This is a genomic window from Treponema berlinense, from assembly GCF_052273165.1.
Taxonomy (GTDB): Bacteria; Spirochaetota; Spirochaetia; order Treponematales; family Treponemataceae; genus Treponema_D; species Treponema_D berlinense_A.
In genome coordinates, this window is record NZ_DAVZIU010000004.1 from 26555 (window position 1) to 47682 (window position 21128).

The following is a 21128-nucleotide window of genomic DNA, read 5'->3' on the forward strand; positions in this document are numbered from 1 at the left end:
TACCGCCAGGTATGCAAGCATCCTTGCCGCAGGCAAGGACGTGCGCTTTTTAGCGCACTGTATAATCGACGAGTTTTGTGCAAACAAAACTCGCAGCATACCGCCAGGTATGCAAGCATCCTTGCCGCAGGCAAGGACGTGCGCTTTTTAGCGTTTGTATCCTGCAAAAACCTAAAAAAAACACTATTCATAGCGTTTTAACACAAAGTTATTAGGAATAATTACTAATAAAGTCTTTCTTCTGTTGCACTTTTTTGTCAAATCCACTATAGTCTTAACTAACAGAAACAGTCGCATTTTTTAACAAAATTGCGAATTATATACAAATTTGCTTGAATAAATACGAGCCCTGTAAAAACTGTTTTTGAAACATCAAAAAAAGGAAAATTCGACTTACGGAGTTTCCGCAGGCTTAGCAGACTAGTCTTAAATTCAAGACTGTTTTTGCGCGTTTTTTTCCATTTTTGTAAAGTTTTCCCGCCATTACGCAGGTTTACTTCAATTTGTTTCAAATTCTTTTGCACGCGTGCTCCGTTTTTTTCAAGAAAGGAGAACTTTTATGGCAGAAGCATGGAACGGTTTCAAAGGACGCCTTTGGAAAGAAGAAGTAAACGTTCGCGACTTTATCCAGAACAACTACACACCTTATGACGGCGACGAAAAATTCCTCGCAGGTCCTACAGAAGGTACAAACAAGCTCTTTGCAAAATTGCAGGAACTTCAGAAGGCAGAGCACAACAAAAAAGCTGTAGGTCTTGACGGAAAAGAAAGAACTGGCGTTCTCGACATGGACACAGACATCGTTACCGGTCTTACAGCTCACAAACCTGGCTATATCGACCCAGAATTGAAAGATCTTGAACAGGTTGTTGGTCTTCAGACAGACAAACCTCTCAAAAGAGCATTCATGCCTTACGGTGGAATTAAAATGGCAGAAGAGTCATGCGAAATGTACGGCTACACTCCAAACCCAGAACTCCACAAAATTTTTACAGAATACCACAAAACTCACTCAGACGCTGTATTCCAGGTTTACACACCAGAGATTCGTGCAGTACGCCGCTCTCACATTTTGACAGGTTTGCCTGATACTTACGGACGTGGTCGTATCGTTGGAGACTACCGCCGTATCGCTCTTTATGGTATCGACTACCTCATCAAAAGCAAGGAAGCTGACAAAGCAAACATTGGCGACGGAACAATGACTGAAGAAGTTATCCGCCTCAAGGAAGAAGTTGCTGATCAGATTAAGGCTCTCAAAGGTCTTAAAGAAATGGCTGCTCTCTACGGCTTTGATATTTCTAAACCAGCTACAACAGCAAAAGAAGCTGTACAGTGGTTGTACTTCGGTTACCTCGGCGCAATCAAAACTCAGAACGGTGCTGCAATGTCAATCGGACGTGTTTCAACCTTCCTCGACATTTACATCAACCGCGACCTCGAAGCTGGCTTAATCACAGAATCTCAGGCACAGGAACTTGTTGACCATTTCGTAATGAAGGCACGCATGGTTCGCTTTGCACGTATCGAATCATACAACAACCTCTTCTCTGGCGACCCAGTTTGGGCAACACTCGAAGTTGGCGGTCTTGGACAGGACGGACGTTCACTTGTTACAAAGAACGACTTCCGTTTCCTCCATACTCTCGAAAACATGGGACCAGCTCCAGAACCAAACATGACAGTTCTCTATTCTAAGAGACTTCCAGAAAACTTCCGCCGCTATGCAGCAAAGATTTCTATCGATACATCTTCAATCCAGTACGAGAACGACGATGTAATGCGCCCGGTTTGGGGTGATGACTACTCAATCTGCTGTTGTGTATCTGCAACTCAGACAGGAAAAGAAATGCAGTTCTTCGGAGCGCGCGCTAACCTCGCAAAAGCACTTCTTTACGCTATCAACGGTGGTCGCGACGAGCCGGATGGACTTACACCAGGCGTTCAGGTTGGACCTTGCTACCAGCCAATTACTGCCGATGTACTCGATGCTTCTAACTACAACGAAGTTGTTGCTAAATACAAGCAGATGCTCGAATGGCTTGCTGGAATCTATGTAAACTCATTAAACGCAATCCACTACATGCACGACAAATACTATTACGAAGCTGAAGAACTTGCTCTCGAAGACACAAACCTCAAGAGAACATTCGCTACAGGTATCGCAGGATTCTCACACGTTGTAGACTCACTTTCTGCTATCAAATATGCAAAAGTTAAGGTTGTTCGTGGCGATGTTGAAATCAAAGACAAGAAAACAGGCGCTGTAAAAGAAGTTGTTAAGGGATTGGCAAAAGACTTTATCGTTGAAGGCGACTTCCCACGCTACGGTCAGGACGATGACCGCGCAGACGCAATTGCAGTTCAGTTGCTCAAAGATTTCATGACAATGATCAGAAAGCACCCGACATACCGCAATGCAGAACCAACAACATCAATCCTTACAATCACTTCAAACGTTGTATACGGAAAAGCTACAGGCGCTCTTCCAGATGGACGTAAAGCTCATGAACCATTCTCACCAGGAGCTAATCCAAGTTACGGCGCAGAAACAAAGGGCTTGATCAAATCTTTGAACTCTGTTGCTAAGCTTCCATACGAATACGCTTTGGACGGTATTTCTAATACACAGACAATCAACCCAAGCGCACTCGGACACAACGAAGAAGAAAGAATCGACAACCTTGTAAACGTTCTCGACGGATACTTCGATTGCGGTCCAGAATCAGGACATGCTGGTTCTCACCACCTCAACGTAAACGTATTCGGAGTTGAAAAACTCAAGGACTGCCAGGCTCATCCTGAAAAACCAGAATATGCAAACTTCACAGTACGCGTTTCTGGATACGCAGTTCGCTTTATCAACCTTACAAAAGAACAGCAGGACGACGTAATCGCTCGTACTTGCCACGCTTCTCTGTAAGCTAAAATGTTGAATTAGCGACAACAAGGCCACTTCGGTTTTAAAACTGAAGTGGCCTTTTTTATGTTTTTCAACTTCGAAAAATCCATAAATGTTAGTATTAACAATCATATTTTTCATCATTTTTCATCATTTTTCATTATTTTTCATTATTTTTCATTATTTTTCATTATTTTTCATTATTTTTCATATTAAAAAATACAGATTTTATAAAACCGATATCGTTATACTGCAAAAAGTACAATGAAATTTATTTTCAATAAATACGATACTGTCATACAGGGTTATCTCTAAAAATCATTTTTTTCGAAATTTTATTAACTTTTCTATTTAAAAATACAAATCACAAAATATTCTCTTTTCTTTCTTTCCTGCATTGATTTTTTGCCGTAAAAGTTCGGGGATTTTATGATGCAAAATTCAATATTACATAATATGGAGGATATTATGAAAAAAAGTTTAAGAGCTGGAATGGCTCTAACAAGTCTTGTTTTTGCCGCAGGGCTTGTTTTTTCCGGATGTCTGGCAATTTCTGACGGAGAATCAGAAGACACTAAAACAACTTCGGAAATTTCAGCAGTTTCCCTCAATCGCGCCGCTGCCTCTTATTCTGGAACAAGCGGAATTTTAGGTTCGATAACATCTGCTACCCCAACAGGTTCTGGTCTTACTGGTGTAAAAGCCCAAGGCTGGCTCAACAGCGCTTACATAGTGTGGACTGGCTCTTCTTCAAGTTACACGGTCACATGCGACGGACAAACCGTAAGTTCTTACCTTACACGAAAAATCGGAAACCAGTGGAGATGTGATATTCCTGGTCTTGCAAAAGGAAATCACACAATAAAAGTTACAAGCGGCTCTTCTTACCTTTCTGCAACAGTCAGCGTAGAGCAAGCCACGACAGAACAGGATTCGCTTTTTACGGCACAATCACACCAGGAGCATACAAGGCTGATGGAACCCTAAAAGACAATGCTGTTGTTCTTTATGTAAACGAATCAACAAAAGATAAGGTTTCTCTTGACGTTGTAACATCTTCAAAAGGAGCAACAACAACGTGCACAGGACTTCAGAACATTCTAAATGCGTTCAAAAAAGGCTATGACAACCGGCCTTTGTGCGTCCGCTTAATTGGAAAAGTAACAGACTTTGCAACCATGGACAACGGAGATATTATGATTTCTGGTTCAAGCGCTTCAAAACCTCTTTCAAACGGACTTACTATTGAAGGAATCGGGTCTGACGCAACAGCGTACGGCTGGGGAATCCGTATAAAAAATGCACAGTACGTTGAAATTTCAAATATCGGTTTTATGATGGTTGATTCTGCCGAAGGCGATAACGTTTCGCTCCAACAGTCAAACAAAAATGTTTGGGTTCATAACTGTGATATGTTCTACGGCGCTCCAGGCGGAGATGCTGACCAGAAAAAAGGCGACGGTGCTTTGGACTGCAAAAAATCAACATACGTTACATTCTCTTACAACCATTTCTGGGATTCAGGAAAATGCAATCTTCTTGGTTTGAGCGAAGGAACAACATCTGACCTTTATATCACTTATCACCACAACTGGTACGATCATTCTGATTCACGTCATCCACGCTGCCGCTACTATTCTGCGCACATTTACAACAACTATTACGACGGAAATTCAAAGTACGGTGCAGGCGCCTGCCTTGGAGCTTCTTTATTTATGGAGTCAAACTATTTTAGAAACTGTAAATATCCGATGATGATTTCCATGCAGGGTTCTGATCTTTTTGCAGGAACTTCTTCAAAAAACAGCGCAAATTCTACTTTCTCAAAAGAAGCAGGCGGAATGATTAAAGCTTACAACAACACAATGACCGGAACTTACTACTTCATTCCTTATGGCGGAACTTATTCAGGAGCAGACACGTATTCCGATTTTGACGCATATGTTGTTTCTTCAAAATCTGCAACAGTTCCATCTTCTGTAGTTTCTCTTTCAGGTTCAAACAAATACAACAACTTCGACACTTCTTCGGTTATGTATTCTTACACAGCAGATTCTCCAGAAGATGCAGTTAAAAATGTAAAAAAATATGCAGGACGTATTGAAGGCGGAGATTTTACTTACACATTCCCAGACATTGCTGACAAAAGTTACGATGTTGACACAACATTAAAGACAAAGCTTGAAAACTATACTGGAGCAACAACCGCATACAACGAAGCAAGTTCATCAGAATCTTCAGACAGCTCTTCTTCTGGAGGAAGTTCAGGTTCGACTTCGAGCGGAGCTTCATCAGAAAGTTCTTCTGGCAGTTCTTCATCAGGAAGCTCTTCAACTTCAACCGTCACTTCTGCAAAATTGAGCGCTGATTCTTATTCAACTGGAACTATTTCTTCAGACACGGTTTACGGCGACTTTACTATTCTTGCAACAAGCAAAAAAAATGTAAAAATCTCTTCATCATCCGCAACATACGGTTCAACTTCTTACAAAAAAGCCTGGGATTTACAGGGCGGTGCTGACGGACTAAAACCGACTTACCGTGCATTTACAGTAACTCTTGCAAAAGGAGCAACAGTTTCTGTAATTGCAAATGCTTCAAGCGACAGAACACTCAATATTTCCAACGGAAGTAAAGTTGTAAGCAGCGCTTCTGTAGGAACTTCTGCAAGTCTTTTCTCTTACACCGCAACATCGGCAGGAACTTACTATATTTATTCAAAATCAAGTTCAATTCGTATTTTTGAAGTAAATGTAACTGGCGCTGTTGCAAGTTTTAAGACAATTGAACTCAGTGCAAACAACCTTGCGCACGGAACTTTTTCTTCAAACGTGACAAGTGGCAGCTTTAAAATCTATGCTACAAGTTCAAAAAAAGTAACAGTTCCTTACATTGCATCAGCAACTTACGGCGGAACAACTTACACTCAGACTCTTGCACTTGGTGGTGGCGGTTCTGCAGGTTCATATAGATGTGTTGGCTTCGATGCAATTTCTGGTTGTAAGGTGACAGCTTATGCTTACGGCGCTTCTGGACGCTATCTTGCCCTTGTAAAAGCAGACGGCACAGTTGTTTCTAAAAAAGAAGTAACTGCAAGCCTTGCTTCTTATAGTTTTGATATACCTTCAGACGGAACATATTATCTTATGTCTACAGCCTCGGGAATCAATATAAACTACATAAAAGTCAATAAATAAACAAAATCGGCTGTTCAATTAGGACAGCCAGTTAATTTGAAAAGTTATTCTTCATAAAGTCAAAGAGGAAAAATATGAAAAAAGTTTTTTTTAAAACAGCAGGTATTTTTTTGGCTAGCCTGTTGATGTTTGGATGTTCTAACCTTTCAGTTTCGGAATCAGAGCCGACAGAAGATATAGCTAGAGTTGCAGCGACAGAACAATCGACTGGTTCAATCACATCTAAATATTCAGGAGCAAGATTTTCAACCCAGGCAGCTTCTATTCTTGGAGTAAGCCTTAAAACAAATTAAGTTTTTTAGAATAACATTGAACTTATAAATAAAACAAAAATCCCGGACAGAAGAGAAAATCTTCTATCCGGGATTTTTTGCGTTAGGGACATTAGGGGCGGCAAAGCCGTTGCAAAGCAATGCCAACCCCGTTTGGCCCGACGGCAGTTGTAGCGCAAGCGCGACGCAAGCGGAAACTGCCGGAACGCCATTAATCTAGCGCCACATATCCTTTTCTTCTTCAGAAGGAGCAGTATAATAACCCAAATAACAGACAATATCTCCTGCCCATTGAGAAATTGCCAAAGCATCTGCTTCCGGAGTATTCACTGTAAACGAAATTGCATCGTTATCATCGCAGTATTTTTGACAAGTTTTAAAATCTTTTTTCAAAAGCGCAGCTTCGGCTTTTTCGAGAAGTTTGTATTTTTTCTGAACAGAATCTTCCTTGGAAATTTTTGCCGGCTTTTTTGATTTATAATTTTTAAGGTCGTAATTCTGCTTTGTCAAACCTCCGTTTATGCCTGCAAACGGATCTACACTTTTTTTTGAAGAAGATGATGACGAAGATGTTGTTCCTGTCGACTGTTTGTTGCCTTTTATTCTGCCTTCGATTCCTTTCATAGCGCTTTTCCAGCCAGGCTCAGCAAAACAAGCAGATGCCGCAATTAAAACTGCAAGTGCAATTTTTGTTTTTTTTGATGTTTTCATATAGAACCTCCAAAAAGAGAAAAATCTAAACTTTCTGACTTTTCTCTGACGCTGTTAAACACTAAATTCATTATAAACGACAAAATCCAAAAATACATTAAAATTAAGAAAAATTATTTTTCTTAATGCCGAAAATTTGTTAGATTATTATAGAAAGAATTAGATTTTTACGAGGTACAAGATGAAAGGATACATTCACCAGTTTGAAAGTTTTGGTTGTGTAGACGGTCCAGGTTCACGTTTTATAGTTTTTACAGCTGGATGCAATATGCGCTGTAAATTCTGTCACAATCCGGACACCTGGATTATGAAAGAAGGCAAACTTTGGGAACCGGCAGATGTCTTAAAAGAAGCGCTTTCCTGCCGTTCGTACTGGGGTAAAAAAGGCGGAATTACAGTAAGCGGCGGAGAACCTCTGTTGCAAATTGATTTTTTAATCGAACTCTTTACGCTTGCAAAAAAAGAAGGCGTCAATACCTGCATTGACACAGCTGGAGAACCGTTTACAAAAGAAGGCGAATGGTTTGAAAAATTCAAAAAATTGATGGAAGTTACAGACATTCTTCTTATGGACATCAAGCACATAAACGAAGAAGAGCACGTAAAACTCACAGGCAAAACCGGAAAAAACATCCGCGAAATGTTTGCCTATCTCGACGAAATTCAAAAGCCAATCTGGATTCGTCACGTGCTTGTTCCAGGAATTACAGACAACGACGAATATTTGACTCAGACAAGGGATTTTATCCGCACTCTTTCAAATGTTTACCGCGTTGAAATTCTTCCTTACCACAATCTTGCAATTTCAAAATACCGCGACCTGGGAATCAAATATGCCCTCGAAGATACGCAAATGCCGTCCGCAGAACGAATCGAAAACGCAAGAAAGATTTTAGAATGCGATAAATATACACGCTGGCAGGAATAAAATAAGAATTCTGGTGGCCGGGGCTACAAAGCCCCGCCGGGCTTTGCGTGGCTGCGACCAAACGCAAGCGTTTGTTTGCCTGCGGCACCACTCCAATCCCTGCCACAAAAGCAGCAGGTCAGATAATTTTAGTATTACTTTTTTGCAAGACTTGTGTTCTTTTGTGCACCGTTAAAGAAAGAAGCCACATCTGAATTAAAACGGCCTTCAAGTTTTACCCGGTACGCGCTGATTTTTGCAACGTAGTTTAAAGTGTGCTGAGGTGTCTTATTTGCACGAACCCTTGTTGTACCAGCGTTGTACATAGCAAGCGCAGTCACATCATTTCCTGTTCCAGCCAAATCCATGCACCAGCGCAAATGAATCATTCCGTATTTTGCACTTACTTCAGGATTGAAAAATTCTGATTCGGTCAAATGCGGAAAAGACGCGCTGTTTAATTGAAAAAGTCCTCTATCAACAGTTGCATTTGAATTTCTGTTGATTGCATCCGGCTTAAAGCGGCTCTCTACAAACGCAAGGCTAAATGCGAGGCTCAATGGAATATTGTTTCTGTCGGCATTTTCAAGGATTGAAAGCGCAACAAGACGGTTACCTGTCACCTGAGTGTAAAACCATTCGACAGATGCGCGAGAGCTAGGCTGTCTGTAAAGCTCTAGACCGCGGTCATTCTCGTTTGAAAATTCAAAATATTCTGGTTTAAATCCAACTTCGAGCGCTAATTCTTCTGAATATTTTGCATTGGCTAATTCAGCATAAGAATCAAGAACAGATTCTGTTTCTCCAGAGGGAAGTAAAAAATATATCAGCAAGCACACACTTAAAAACAAAACGCTGACAGGAAGAACTCCCCTGAACAATTTTGCAGTATATGAACTCATAATGGATTCATAGTTGCACATTTCAATACTAATTTCAATTAGAGATTTTAGAATAAATTGTAATAACCTGCATTATTTTCAACAAAATTCCGTTATATGCGATATTTTTTTGATTTTATGCAGGTTTTTAACCTAATAAAGCACAACGTCCTCAGTACATGGCTTTTTTGCAAAATAAACATACTGCGGATGTTTTTCTGAAATTTTCTCTAAAAAATCGCTCAAAACATCGGCATCGTCGGCAACTTCGCTTACAAGGGCCATTCCAATAACTGATTTGCAGTCTTTTACGCGGCGTGCTGTATGCTTCATTGCGTTGTTAAACTGCCCTGGAGTTGCTTTTTTATCGTAAACAGGCTCCAAAAAAACAAATTCGTTTTTTTCTTCAAGAGCTTTTAACTGGTCGCGCAGTTGTGCAAGAAAATTTTCATCGTATTCTTCTTCTGCGCCTTCTACCTCGCTCCATTTTACAGGAAAAACCATTTTTTCTGTTACAGGAACTTCTTCTCCTGTTGTTTTATATAGTTTATGATTTTTTGATTCAAAATTTTTTTCAAATTTCATATTTGCTCCAGTCTGTATAAATAAAAAAAGCCCCTGACCAAAAGGTCAAGAGCCTCCCCCATTTCTCACCCAAAAACTATTCGGTAAGAATTTTGATTACTTCAGCTTTGTCCTGTGTATTAAGAATCTGCTGACGTTTCTCTGCACTCTTGAACAAAAGGCTTACTTCTGCCAAGAACTGAAGATGTGGACCAGTCTTGTTTACTGGTGAAAGTGTCATAATAAAGATACGGCATGGTTCCTGATCCAAAGAATCAAAATCAACTGGATTGTCAGAAATACCGATACATGCTACTAAATCAGATACCGTGTCTGTTTTTCCGTGTGGAATAGCGATTCCGTGCTTCATACCAGTAGACATTTTTCGTTCACGGTCGAGTACACATTCGCGGGCAGCAGCCTTGTCAGTTACTTTTCCCGCCTTAATTAAAATTTCAAGCATCTCGTCGATGATGTCTTCTTTTGTTTTGCCCTGCAGATGAAGTTCTACAGTTTCAGGTGTTAATACAGTTCTTAAGTCCATAATTTTAGTTTACCTTCCCTTGTTACCAAAGTCAAGAATTTTTTTCTTAAAAATAACCAAAGATATTTTGGTTAGTCCCTGATTCTGGTTTTATTACCTGTCAAAAATAAAACCCAGAATGTGATTTTATTATACTACCGTTTTTGTTTTTATTGAAGTTTAAATATTGTTTTTCTATAATAAAAATGAAGATTTTAAAGTTTCGTGTCTTTTGGACAAGGGATTGAAGCGGTGAGCGCAGCGAAAACAAAGGCTTGCCTTTGGTCGAAGGCGAATGCCGGAGCCGCGGAAAGCCCGGTTTTTGCAAAGCAAAAATGGCCCCAAATTAAAATTAAATTTATATTTATATAGAAAGGAATGTTAATATGTCAGATACTTCTAAATTTTTGGCTGATATTCAGAGAATTAAAAAGCACGTTCGCGCTGACAATGGAGGAAAATACGACGGCAGAAAAGTTTGTGAGCAGATTTCAAGTCTTTTTGCTTCTTCAAACAGAAATGCCGGCGATTTGGCAAGGTCGATTGCAGATTATTGGCTGAATTCTTATATTTTTGCCTCGACCGACGTCAAAAATGAACCTTCGCAGGAAAACATCGACAGAATTACGGTTTTTCAGAACTTTTTGGACGGAGATTCTGACGAAGATTATTCGATTTTGACTGGCGACGACTGGGAAACTCTCAAGGACTTTTGCGATGACGAAGCTGAAAATTTGGATTTGGACAGTTTGCAGAATTTTATGAGCATAATTCTTGATAACGGCGCACTTTAATTTTTATGATTAGCGATAACGAAATTGTAAATTTGTATTCGGAATGCAGACAGTGTCCGCGAAAATGCGGAGTAAATAGATTTGCTGGAAAATCAGGTTTTTGTCTCGAAAACGCTGATCTGAAAGTTTCGGTGGCGTGTCTGCACTTTGGAGAAGAACCTCCTGTTACTGTTCATTCTGGAAGCGGAACTATTTTTTTGACTGGATGCAACCTGCGTTGTGCTTTCTGCCAGAATTATCAGATAAGCCAGCAGGGAATAGGAAAATCTGTTTCTAAAGAGGAATTTGCGGAAATCTGCCTTAGGCTTGAAAATGCCGGCGCAGAAAATATAAATCTTGTTACGCCGAGCCATCATATTCCAAAACTTGCGCAATTTATTGAGGAAGCTAAAAAACGCGGACTCAAACTGCCTGTCTGCTGGAACAGTTCTGGTTATGACAGCATTGAAATGCTCGAAATGCTCGACGGACTGGTGACAATTTTTTTGCCGGATTTTAAGACTCTGAGCGCTGAACTTTCTAAAAAACTGTGTTCGGCAGAAGATTATCCTGAAACTGCAAAAAAAGCCCTTTTGTGGATGATTGAACACAATCCGCTTAAATTTGCCAACGTTGAAAAAAATGGTGTAACAAAACAAAAACTCCTTCAAGGCGTAATAATACGCCACCTTTTTTTGCCGGGGCGTTTTGAAGAAACAGTGGATGTACTTTCGTGGCTCAAAGAAAATGCAGACAAAAAAGCGATAATTTCGCTTATGAACCAGTATACTCCGGTTCCTTTTGCTGGAAGCGAAGATGAACTTAAAAGACGGAAAAATGCGCTTTCTGCAATCGAAAACAGGCTTGTAAATACGACCGAAGACCAGGATTTGCGCGATATGATAGAAGCTTTTGATTTTGACTTGCTTTTTTATCAGGATTTGAGCACTGATACGGACTGGCTTCCAGACTTTACAAAAAAACAGCCTTTTTCAAATAAATTGGCAAAACCTGTCTGGCACTGGAAAAACGGTTTTATAGAATAAAAAATAACCTCAAAATGTCATTTTTGCCTTTCAGTGTGTTATAATGAGAAAAATGTCGATTTTTGGATTGTCTTGCAATAATCGGCAAAGTTTTTTCAAAAAAAATGCACAAAACGGAGGAAAAAATGACCTTTTCTTACAATGAATTTCATATTTCGCGGACGGTCAGAAACGCCTGTAATTTTTCTGAAGGGCTTTTTTCTTCGAGCGGCAACGTTATTCTTGTAAATTTGCCAGCTGTGAGAACTTTTCAGGCAAAATTCAACGAATACCTAAAAAAGAACGGAAAAACAGAAGTAAGCGCAGGAACTCTGAACGCAATGGGTCTTTTGGACGAGGTTTTTCATCTTGCGTGTTGGACTTACAGAAGACAAAAATATCCAGACGCATTTAAAGAAATTTTAGCTGAACTTGATTCAAAATTTTCCAAGGAAAAAGTCGATTCCCTTTTGACAGCTTTTTGCGAGGAATTTCCACCGGTTGCGGTTTACAAAGGTGAATGTTCTATTCAAGATTTTTTGAACACGGAAATGGTTGAACGAAAGACAAACCGCACGCGCACAAACCGGGAACAGACGCTCGAAGAGGTGATTATGCTTCATCTGGCGAACGAAAATCCTGCTTTTAAGCCTTTTTATCCGCTTTTTGACGATTCTAATTTAGAAAAAAAATCAATTTATATCGAATCCTGGAAACTTATTCAGTCTTATTTTAAACAGTTGCCTTTTTGGGGAACTTACGGTCACGATTTAATTTCGTTTTTAAAAGAACCTGTAAAATTTGCCCCGGACAATCTGCAAGAACAGTTGAATTATGTCCGCACCCATTGGGCTGAGCTTTTTTTGCCAGGTGAAGGCGAAGGTGAAAATTACTGGCTTAAAAGACTTTTTGGAGGAAGCGATCTTCTGGCTGAAGAATGGAAACCGGAATGGCGTCCGACAAACGGTGGAAGTCCGGACATGAGCCCTCCAAACTACGACTATTTAATGAAAGAATATGAAAGGTTTAGCAGCGACAAAGAATGGATGCCTCGCGTTGTTTTGATGGCAAAAACCGTCCTTGTATGGCTTTTTCAGCTTTCTAAAAAATACGGAAGGGAAATTTCAAGACTGGATCAGATTCCTGACGAAGAACTGGATTTGCTGCGCGACAGGGGTTTTACAGGACTTTGGCTAATCGGTCTTTGGGAGCGTTCTTCTGCAAGCAAGAGAATAAAACAGTTATGCGGAAATCCAGAGGCGGCGGCAAGCGCCTACTCCCTCGAAGATTACGAAATTGCTTCTAACCTTGGTGGCTGGGACGCGCTTCAAAACCTGCGCACAAGGCTCTGGCAGCGCGGAATCCGTCTTGCAAGCGACATGGTTCCAAATCACACTGGAATGGATTCTAAATGGGTGGTTGAAAAACCGGATTTGTTCGTTCAAAGACGCGACAATCCTTTTCCGCAGTACACATTTAACGGCGTAAACTTGAGCCACGACAGCAGGGTTGCAATCTATCTGGAAGACCATTATTACTCAAAAAACGACTGTGCCGTTGTCTTTAAGCGCGTTGATACTCAGACTGGCGACACACGCTATATTTACCACGGAAACGACGGAACAGGAATGCCATGGAACGATACTGCTCAAATTGATTTTTTAAATCCACAGGCCCGAGAAGAAGTTATGCAGGAAATTCTGCATGTTGCAAGGAACTTTCCGATTATACGCTTTGATGCGGCTATGGTTTTGGCAAAAAAGCACATAAAACGGCTTTGGTATCCAGAACCAGGAAAAGGTGGCGACATTGCAACCCGAAGCGAATATGCTCTTTCGGCAGAAGAATTTGAAAAAAGAATTCCAAATGAATTTTGGCGCGAAGTTGTTGACCGTGTTGCAAAAGAAGTTCCTGACACTCTCCTTCTTGCAGAAGCATTCTGGATGATGGAAGGATATTTTACACGAACACTGGGAATGCACCGCGTTTACAATTCAGCCTTTATGAACATGCTTAAAAAGGAAGAAAACTTTAAGTATCGTTCGACCGTAAAAAACACGATTGCCTTTGATCCTCAGATTTTAAAGCGCTATGTAAATTTTATGAACAATCCGGACGAAGAAACGGCAGTTGCCCAGTTTGGAAAAGGTGACAAGTATTTTGGTGTCTGCACGCTTATGATAACAATGCCGGGACTACCAATGTTTGGACACGGCCAGATTGAAGGGTTTGAAGAAAAATACGGAATGGAATACATGCGCTCTTACCGCGACGAACCTCCTGACCAGTATTTAATTGACCGGCACAACCACGAAATTTTTCCGCTCCTCAAAAAACGCTATCTGTTTGCAGGAGTTGAAGACTTTTTGTTCTACGATGTCTGGAACAACGGAAGCGTAAACGAAAACGTCTTTGCTTATTCAAACCGTTGCGGAGGCGAATATACACTCGTTTTCTACAACAACAAATACGAACGCGCGGCCGGCTGGATAAAACAGTCGTGCGAATATGCCGTAAAAACAGGTTCTGGCGAAAACGACAAAAAACTTATCTCGCGCTCACTTTCCGAAGGTTTGGGACTGAATGCACAAGCCGACACTTTTGTAATTTTTTACGAGCAGCGCTCTGCAAAGTGGTACATAAGACGCTCAAAGGATATTTGCGAACAGGGAATGTTTATTGCTCTAAACGGTTTTGAAACTCAGGTCTTTATGAACATTGAGCAGAAAAAAGACATAGACGGCAAACTTGAAGAACTCTGCAACTTTTTGAATGGAAGCGGAACTCCAGACTTAAAAATTGCCTGGCAAGAACTGCATTTTAAGGAAATTTACGAAAAATTCGACATTTTGCTGGACGAAACCGTAAAATTCTTTGAAGAAAGCAAAAAGCCTTCTTGCAGCGAACTTAAGCTTAAACTTGAGGCGCCGCTAAGTGAGTTCTACAAAACTGCTGAAAAATTTGCACCAGCAAAGACAAAAATCAAGATTCCTGCAATAAAACTGGCGCCGGTTCAGAAAAAAGACGACGACTTGAGGCTTAAAAAACAGATTTTGATTTTGCTTGAACCGCTCTCAAAAACGGGATTGTGCCTAAACTGGAATTTGCAGCGCAAGATTGCAGAAAAAATCGAAGGTTCGTACAGTTTCTTTGAAAAATCATTTATTTTTAAAAGCGCAAAGATTGATGAACTTTCGCTAGCAAGACTGCTTGTAAACTCAGAATACAGCAGAAATTTGACGGGCACAAACGAATTTGACGGCGTAAAATGGTTTAACAAAGAGATGATGGAAAATGCCTTAAAAGAAGCCGAAGAAATCCTTTTGGAAGGAGCATCAAAATCCCTGACAGAAAAAATCAAAAAGATTTTTAAGAGTCTTGACAACGCTCAGAAAAAATCTGAATACAAGTGCGAGAATTTCTTGAAAACTTTTGCTCCAAAAAAGAAAAGAACTGCAAAGGCAGCAAAAAAAGATAAAGATGAAAAATCTGTAAAAATTAAAAAAAAGACGGTAAAAAAAGAGTAAAACTTAAATTTTTGCGCAAATTTGATGTTTAACAAATTGATGCGCCAGGAACACGGAAGGCGGCGAAGCCGGTGCAAAGCACCGAGGGCACCGAAGCCTGTAGTACTCCGGCCCGCGAAAGCGGGTGGCGCCCTCAAAAAAAAACGGTGACCGATGCACTTTTTTGACTGTGCTCAATCACCGTTTAACGTCAAACCGCTTTTTTTTAACTATTTGTCGTTTTGAAGGGCATCGTAGCCTGTTTCGCCAGTGCGGATTTTTACAACCCCTGTCACATCGCTTATGAAGATTTTTCCGTCGCCAATGTGTCCTGTGTAAAGGGCTTTGCGTGCCGCTTCGATAACCGTGTCTACTGGAACTTTGCTGATTACGGTTTCAACCTTGATTTTTGGAAGAAGGTTGATTTCGACTGGAGCACCACGGTAATATTCGCTTGCTCCTTTTTGCATTCCACAGCCCATTACATTGCTTACGGTCATGCCGGTTATTCCAATTTCGTTCATTGCAGCCTTGAGTTTGTCAAATTTGTTCTGACGTGTAACGATTACGACCTTGTGTGCAATTGCTTCTTTTGAAGTTGTGCCAGAAACGGGAACACTGAGTGCTGGAATTTCGATGCCAGCATTTTCTGCTTCTTCGACTTCTTCTGATGAATAGGTTGTTGCAAAACCTGCGTATCCAGTATCAAGTCCGTGCTCGAGCTTATCGAGTCCGACAATTTCTTCTTCGGCTGTTACGCGAAGACCGAAAATCTTTTTGATTATAGTGAATAAAATCGTAATTGTCACAACTGTCCAGGCGATTGTCGAAATCATTCCGAGAAGCTGAAGTCCAAGACATTCAAATCCACCGCCGTAAAAAACTCCTGCGAGCTGTTCGCCAGCTTTGTTTGCAATCGAATAGCCTGGGACTGCTGGGTTTGCAAAAAGTCCAACGGCGATTGTTCCCCAAATTCCGTTAAAACAGTGAACTGCAACTGCTCCGACAGGATCGTCAACATGAAGTTTGTAGTCCAAAAACCATACGCCAAATACAACCAAAAGACCTGCGACAATTCCGATTATTGAAGCGCCAAAAGCGTCGGCAACATCACAAGGCGCGGTAATTGCTACAAGACCGGCGAGCGAAGCGTTCAAACACATAGAAACATCTGGTTTTCCGTATTTTATCCATGTAAAAATCATACATGTAACTGTTGCAAGTGCTGGAGCGATTGTTGTCGCTACAAAGATTGAACCGAGCTGGGCGACAGAAGTTGCAGCCGCACCGTTAAATCCGTACCAGCCGAGCCAAAGAATAAATACACCGAGCGCGCCGATTGGAATATTGTGTCCTGGGAAAGCGTGAACATCTGTTACTTTGCCGTCCTTGTCACGCGTAAATTTGCCAATGCGAGGACCGACCATTGCAGCACCGATTAAGGCGCAGATTCCGCCAACCATATGAATACAGTTTGAACCTGCAAAATCGTGGAAGCCAAGCTGTGCGAGCCAGCCGCCACCCCAAGTCCAGTGAGCTTCAATAGGATAGATTACTGCCGAAATTACAGCAGAATAAACGCAGTAAGAAAGAAATTTTGTGCGTTCTGCCATTGCGCCAGACACGATTGTTGCTGTCGTTGCGCAGAATACGAGGTTGAATACAAATCCAGACCAGTCAAAATTGCCGTAATCTGTAAAAATCTGCCAGTTTGGTTTTCCAATCAAACCGAAAAGTGCGTTTTCACCGAGAAAAAGTCCAAATCCAATAAGAATAAAAACAACTGTTCCGATACAAAAGTCCATCAGGTTTTTCATGATGATGTTTCCCGTGTTTTTTGCACGGGTAAAACCTGTTTCGACCATTGCAAATCCGGCTTGCATCCAAAATACGAGGGCGGCGCCTAAAAGAAACCAAACGCCCCACAAGTCGCTAGAAACCGACTTTACCGCTTCCATTAGTGCAGCTGAATCCATAAATTACCTCCAAAAAATAATTCAACAAAAAAAAGCGCGCGGACAGTCCGTCTAAAAAACGAACAAAATCCGCACGCCATTGTGCTTAAAATAAAAATCGCGTTCTGCAATTTTTGTCTTTTTGCTTTTGCCGCCGCGCTATGCGACAGCATTTGTTACAATATAAAACCCAATCGCTTATACTCTGAACAGCAAATCCTCGTAACTTGGGAAAGGTTTATATTCTTCTCCCAAAAGCGGTTCGATTTTGTCTGCTACAGCGCGTGCTTCTTCCATTGCAGGTTTTACTGTATCTGCATAGGCCTTTGCAACTGCAAGAGCGCTTCCTGCTTTTTCGGCTTTTTCGTGCGCTTTTTCGAGTGAATCTGCCTTTTCGGAAAGCTCGTCAACGAGAAGATCTAGTTCGGAAAGAACCTTTGTTTCTGCTGAGGCCTTTGCGCCTGGAACAACCGATTTAAGTTCACTTACAGTCTTTGAAACTGCCGAAATATACTTGTATGCCGCTGGAAGAATGTCTTTTGAAATCATTTCGAGCATTGTGTTTACTTCGATATTCAAAACCTGAGCATATTTTTCAAGCTTGATTTCGTAATGACTTTCCATTTCCTGCTTTGTGTAAACGCCAAGTTCTGTAAAGAGCTTTACATTTTTTGCATCAAGATAATGTTCAACTGCGTCAGGAGTTGTCTTTAATTCAAGAAGTCCGCGTTTTTTTGCTTCAACTTTCCATGATTCATCGTAGCCGTTTCCGTTAAATACGATTCTCCAGTGAGCTTTTACTTCGCGCGCAATCAAAGCGTTGAGAGCTTTTTCAAAATCTGGAGCACTCTCGAGTTCGTCTGCAAAGATTTTTAGAACATCTGCAACAATTGCATCGAGAGTTGTATTAGGACCTGCGATTGAAAGGCTTGAACCTACAGAACGGAATTCAAATTTGTTTCCTGTAAAGGCAAATGGCGAAGTTCGGTTGCGGTCGGTTGAATCCTTCGGAATTGAAGGAAGAACATCAACTCCGATTGTCATTTTTTCGTTTTTGTCCGAAGTGTAAGGTTTTCCGTCTTTGATTGCTTCGAGAACTGCATAAAGTTCGTCGCCAAGATAAACGGAAATAATTGCTGGAGGCGCCTCGTTTGCTCCAAGACGATGATCATTTCCTGCACTTGCAACAGAAATTCTCAGCAAATCCTGGTTCTCGTCGACTGCCTTTAAAATTGCCGTCAAAAACAAAAGAAACTGAGCGTTCGATTCTGGTGTTTTTCCAGGTTCGAGAAGGTTTTCTCCTTCGTTTGTGGACATTGACCAGTTATTATGCTTTCCTGAACCGTTAAGTCCGGCAAATGGTTTTTCGTGAAGAAGACATTCAAGACCATGACGCTTTGCAACTTTCTTCATAACTTCCATTGTGAGCTGGTTCTGGTCTACAGAAAGGTTTGTTGTCGAGAAAATCGGCGCCATTTCGTGCTGGGCTGGAGCTACTTCGTTATGTTCTGTTTTTGAAAGGACTCCGTATTTCCACAAAGTTTCGTTCAAATCTTCCATATATTCTACGATTCTAGGATTAAGGGCCGCAAAATACTGGTCGTCCATTTCCTGTCCTTTTGAAGGTTTTGCTCCAAAAAGAGTGCGTCCAGTCATGCGCAAATCTTTGCGTTCTGAATAAAGCTTGTGGTCTACGATAAAATATTCCTGTTCAGGACCGACTGTAGTTGCAACATGGCTTACTTCTTTTCCGAAAAGTTTGAGGATTCTCTTTGCCTGCTTGTCCAAAGCTTCCATTGAGCGCAAAAGCGGAGTTTTTTTGTCGAGAGCTTCGCCTGTGTAAGAGCAGAATGCTGTTGGAATACAAAGAGTGTGTTCCTTGATAAAAGGATAAGATGTTGGATCCCAAACTGTGTAGCCTCTTGCTTCGAATGTAGCTCTGTGTCCGCCACTTGGAAATGAAGAAGCATCAGGTTCACCTTTTACAAGTTCTTTTCCAGAGAACGACATGATTACGGTTCCGTCATTCTGTGGATTTATGAAAGAGTCGTGTTTTTCTGCCGTAACTCCTGTCAAAGGCTGAAACCAGTGTGTATAGTGAGTTGCGCCTTTTTCAATCGCCCATTCTTTCATTGCATGAGCCACAACATTTGCAACATCAAGCGGAAGAGGTGCTCCGTCGTCAAGAGTTTTCTTGAGAGCCTTGAACGTTTCTTTTGGCAAGCGGTCTTTCATAGTTTTCTGATTAAAAACCAAACTTCCAAAAACTTCTGGTACATTTGCTGTCATATAGTCCTCCAAAAGTAAAAAAGACGCCGCAATTTATCAGGGAGGGAGGTTCCCATAAAAAATCACGACGTCTTTGTCTTTAAAATAAAAAAAGCCGCAGAAAATTCAACCTTTTTCTGCGGCCTCATTGCCTTTTTATATTTGAGTTATACAGCGACAGCAAAAAAGTGTCAATTAGATTTTGTAAAAAAATATTTTTTTTACATCGTGCACAATTTTTTTTATTTTTTTGTGCATTGCGATATTTTCATATAACCTTCACCAATTGACAATAAATACAGATAGTTTTATTGTATTCAGCGGAATATATGAGCAAGGGCGTTCATTACTGTTAAGGAAGTATTGCAGGCTATTTCTGAAAGTTTGAATTTTTAGAAGTTTTTCTGTTTTTTCTTTAATATGCAATGACGCTTTTTTTTTTGCCCTTAAAGGTAGAATAAAAAAATGAAAAAAGCATTCTTGATTTTGGCAGATGGAACGGTTTTTGAAGGAAATTCCATCGGTGCTATTGGCTCTGTAATCGGAGAAACGGTTTTTACAACTGGAATGACCGGTTACCTCGAAACTCTTACCGACCCGAGTTATTACGGACAAATTGTTACCCAGACTTTTCCATTGATCGGTAACTACGGAATGATTCCAGAAGACTACGAAAGCAAAAAATGTCATATCCGTGGCTACATTGTCCGGGAACTTTGCGAAAAACCTTCTAATTTTCGTTGCAAACTGACACTCGACGATTTTTTAAGGCAACAGAATATAATCGGGATTTGCGGAATTGACACCAGAAGGCTTACAAAAATTTTGCGAGAAGCTGGAGTTATGAACGGAATGATTGTTACCGCAGAAACCTGCCCACAAATTGATAAAAATCTTCTTTCAAAAATAAAATCCTACCAAATTGTTGATGCCGTAAAAAATGTTCAAAACAGCATGATTTTAGAACCACTCAAGAATGCAGTCGAACCGAAAAAAACTCCATTTTATACAAAAGATTTTGCAGACGGAAAAGAAAAAACCATTGCTCTTTTTGATTTTGGGGCAAAGGCGAATATTGAACGCGAACTTGAACGGCGTGGTTGCACTGTAAAAGTTGTTCCTTACGACACGACAGCAGAACAGATAAAGGCGATGAATGTTGACGGAATAATGCTTAGCAACGGTCCTGGAGATCCTGCGGAAAATGTCGGTGTAATTGCCGAAATAAAAAAACTCTGCGAATACGGCAAAATTCCGATTTTTGGGATTTGTCTTGGGCACCAGATGCTCGCCCTTGCAAACGGCGCTAAAACAGAAAAATTAAAATACGGACATCGTGGCGGAAATCATCCTGTAAAGGATTTGCAAAGCGGAAGAGTTTATATTTCCAGCCAGAACCACGGATATGCGGTTAAAAACGAAACTATTCCAAAAAATGCAGAACTGAGTTTTGTAAACTGCAACGACGGAACTTGCGAAGGCATTGCATACAAAAATATTCCTGCCTTTAGCGTGCAGTTCCATCCAGAAGCATGTGGCGGTCCGCACGACACAAACTTTTTATTTGATAGTTTTATAAAAATGATAAATGCGTTAGGGGCTGAAAGGGTGCCGGAGGCAAACCGCTAAAAGCGGGTCGAAGCG

Annotated in this window: 15 protein-coding genes; 9 read left to right on the top strand and 6 right to left on the bottom strand. The window is 40.8% G+C overall.

Translation table 11 applies throughout. From position 1 onward, the window contains the following. Positions 1 to 559 precede the first annotated feature (559 nt). The 4 genes from pflB to ACT6XC_RS02700 all read left to right on the top strand — a co-directional run bounded on the left by pflB (position 560) and on the right by ACT6XC_RS02700 (position 6392). The gene (pflB, locus tag ACT6XC_RS02685) at positions 560 to 2923 is read left to right on the top strand and encodes a formate C-acetyltransferase (protein WP_443737403.1); all 2364 of its coding nucleotides are present in this window, start codon (positions 560 to 562) and stop codon (positions 2921 to 2923) included. A 447-nt stretch (positions 2924 to 3370) separates the two neighbouring features. Continuing rightward, complete coding sequence (locus ACT6XC_RS02690) at positions 3371 to 3889, top strand: hypothetical protein (protein ID WP_443740700.1); 519 nt, start codon at positions 3371 to 3373, stop codon at positions 3887 to 3889. A 149-nt stretch (positions 3890 to 4038) separates the two neighbouring features. Then, positions 4039 to 6099 carry a pectate lyase family protein gene (locus ACT6XC_RS02695; RefSeq protein ID WP_443740701.1) on the top strand — a complete coding sequence of 687 codons (2061 nt, stop codon included), beginning with the start codon at positions 4039 to 4041 and terminating at the stop codon, positions 6097 to 6099. Positions 6100 to 6173: 74 nt separating this feature from the next. Beyond that, on the top strand, positions 6174 to 6392 hold the full coding sequence (locus tag ACT6XC_RS02700; RefSeq protein WP_443740702.1) for a hypothetical protein: 219 nt from the start codon (positions 6174 to 6176) through the stop codon (positions 6390 to 6392). 195 nt (positions 6393 to 6587) lie between these two features. On the opposite strand, the gene ACT6XC_RS02705 is transcribed toward ACT6XC_RS02700, so the two are convergent. Continuing rightward, positions 6588 to 7082, bottom strand: a complete 495-nt coding sequence (locus ACT6XC_RS02705) for a hypothetical protein (protein ID WP_443737407.1) — start codon at positions 7080 to 7082, stop codon at positions 6588 to 6590. Positions 7083 to 7263: 181 nt separating this feature from the next. On the opposite strand from ACT6XC_RS02705, the gene pflA reads away from it, so the two are divergent. Then, a complete protein-coding gene (pflA, locus tag ACT6XC_RS02710; protein WP_443737408.1) occupies positions 7264 to 8010 on the top strand; it encodes a pyruvate formate-lyase-activating protein in 747 nt (248 codons plus the stop codon). A 134-nt stretch (positions 8011 to 8144) separates the two neighbouring features. Here pflA and ACT6XC_RS02715 read toward each other — a convergent pair whose 3' ends face one another. The 3 genes from ACT6XC_RS02715 to ACT6XC_RS02725 all read right to left on the bottom strand — a co-directional run bounded on the left by ACT6XC_RS02715 (position 8145) and on the right by ACT6XC_RS02725 (position 9978). After that, entirely contained in the window at positions 8145 to 8891 is a 747-nt protein-coding gene (locus ACT6XC_RS02715; RefSeq protein ID WP_443740703.1) for a transglycosylase SLT domain-containing protein, read from the bottom strand. 132 nt (positions 8892 to 9023) lie between these two features. Further along, positions 9024 to 9455 (bottom strand): hypothetical protein, encoded by a 432-nt coding sequence (locus ACT6XC_RS02720; protein ID WP_443740704.1) that lies wholly within the window; start codon positions 9453 to 9455, stop codon positions 9024 to 9026. 76 nt (positions 9456 to 9531) lie between these two features. Beyond that, positions 9532 to 9978, bottom strand: a complete 447-nt coding sequence (locus tag ACT6XC_RS02725; RefSeq protein WP_078930530.1) for a PTS sugar transporter subunit IIA — start codon at positions 9976 to 9978, stop codon at positions 9532 to 9534. A gap of 365 nt (positions 9979 to 10343) precedes the next feature. On the opposite strand from ACT6XC_RS02725, the gene ACT6XC_RS02730 reads away from it, so the two are divergent. From ACT6XC_RS02730 to ACT6XC_RS02740, 3 genes are all read left to right on the top strand, one after another. Continuing rightward, on the top strand, positions 10344 to 10751 hold the full coding sequence (locus ACT6XC_RS02730) for a hypothetical protein (RefSeq protein WP_443740705.1): 408 nt from the start codon (positions 10344 to 10346) through the stop codon (positions 10749 to 10751). A 5-nt stretch (positions 10752 to 10756) separates the two neighbouring features. Further along, positions 10757 to 11776, top strand: a complete 1020-nt coding sequence (locus tag ACT6XC_RS02735; protein WP_443737411.1) for a radical SAM protein — start codon at positions 10757 to 10759, stop codon at positions 11774 to 11776. Between the two features lie 125 nt (positions 11777 to 11901). Then, positions 11902 to 15282 (top strand): alpha-amylase family glycosyl hydrolase, encoded by a 3381-nt coding sequence (locus tag ACT6XC_RS02740; RefSeq protein ID WP_443740706.1) that lies wholly within the window; start codon positions 11902 to 11904, stop codon positions 15280 to 15282. 209 nt (positions 15283 to 15491) lie between these two features. On the opposite strand, the gene ACT6XC_RS02745 is transcribed toward ACT6XC_RS02740, so the two are convergent. Further along, positions 15492 to 17237: an ammonium transporter gene (locus tag ACT6XC_RS02745; RefSeq protein ID WP_443740707.1), complete on the bottom strand. Its 1746-nt coding sequence runs from the start codon at positions 17235 to 17237 to the stop codon at positions 15492 to 15494. 177 nt (positions 17238 to 17414) lie between these two features. Further along, positions 17415 to 19505, bottom strand: coding sequence for a glutamine synthetase III family protein (locus tag ACT6XC_RS02750; protein ID WP_443740708.1), 2091 nt, complete (start codon positions 19503 to 19505; stop codon positions 17415 to 17417). Positions 19506 to 19949: 444 nt separating this feature from the next. On the opposite strand from ACT6XC_RS02750, the gene ACT6XC_RS02755 reads away from it, so the two are divergent. Continuing rightward, positions 19950 to 21113, top strand: a complete 1164-nt coding sequence (locus ACT6XC_RS02755) for a carbamoyl phosphate synthase small subunit (RefSeq protein WP_443740709.1) — start codon at positions 19950 to 19952, stop codon at positions 21111 to 21113. The last annotated feature ends 15 nt before the right edge of the window (positions 21114 to 21128 follow it).

Coding starts and splice junctions, on each gene's coding strand:
- pflB (WP_443737403.1), top strand. CDS start 560: ATGGCAGAAGCATGGAACGGTTTCAAAGGACGCCTTTGGAAAGAAGAA.
- ACT6XC_RS02690 (WP_443740700.1), top strand. CDS start 3,371: ATGAAAAAAAGTTTAAGAGCTGGAATGGCTCTAACAAGTCTTGTTTTT.
- ACT6XC_RS02700 (WP_443740702.1), top strand. CDS start 6,174: ATGAAAAAAGTTTTTTTTAAAACAGCAGGTATTTTTTTGGCTAGCCTG.
- ACT6XC_RS02705 (WP_443737407.1), bottom strand. CDS start 7,082: ATGAAAACATCAAAAAAAACAAAAATTGCACTTGCAGTTTTAATTGCG.
- pflA (WP_443737408.1), top strand. CDS start 7,264: ATGAAAGGATACATTCACCAGTTTGAAAGTTTTGGTTGTGTAGACGGT.
- ACT6XC_RS02715 (WP_443740703.1), bottom strand. CDS start 8,891: ATGAGTTCATATACTGCAAAATTGTTCAGGGGAGTTCTTCCTGTCAGC.
- ACT6XC_RS02720 (WP_443740704.1), bottom strand. CDS start 9,455: ATGAAATTTGAAAAAAATTTTGAATCAAAAAATCATAAACTATATAAA.
- ACT6XC_RS02725 (WP_078930530.1), bottom strand. CDS start 9,978: ATGGACTTAAGAACTGTATTAACACCTGAAACTGTAGAACTTCATCTG.
- ACT6XC_RS02730 (WP_443740705.1), top strand. CDS start 10,344: ATGTCAGATACTTCTAAATTTTTGGCTGATATTCAGAGAATTAAAAAG.
- ACT6XC_RS02735 (WP_443737411.1), top strand. CDS start 10,757: ATGATTAGCGATAACGAAATTGTAAATTTGTATTCGGAATGCAGACAG.
- ACT6XC_RS02740 (WP_443740706.1), top strand. CDS start 11,902: ATGACCTTTTCTTACAATGAATTTCATATTTCGCGGACGGTCAGAAAC.
- ACT6XC_RS02745 (WP_443740707.1), bottom strand. CDS start 17,237: ATGGATTCAGCTGCACTAATGGAAGCGGTAAAGTCGGTTTCTAGCGAC.
- ACT6XC_RS02750 (WP_443740708.1), bottom strand. CDS start 19,505: ATGACAGCAAATGTACCAGAAGTTTTTGGAAGTTTGGTTTTTAATCAG.
- ACT6XC_RS02755 (WP_443740709.1), top strand. CDS start 19,950: ATGAAAAAAGCATTCTTGATTTTGGCAGATGGAACGGTTTTTGAAGGA.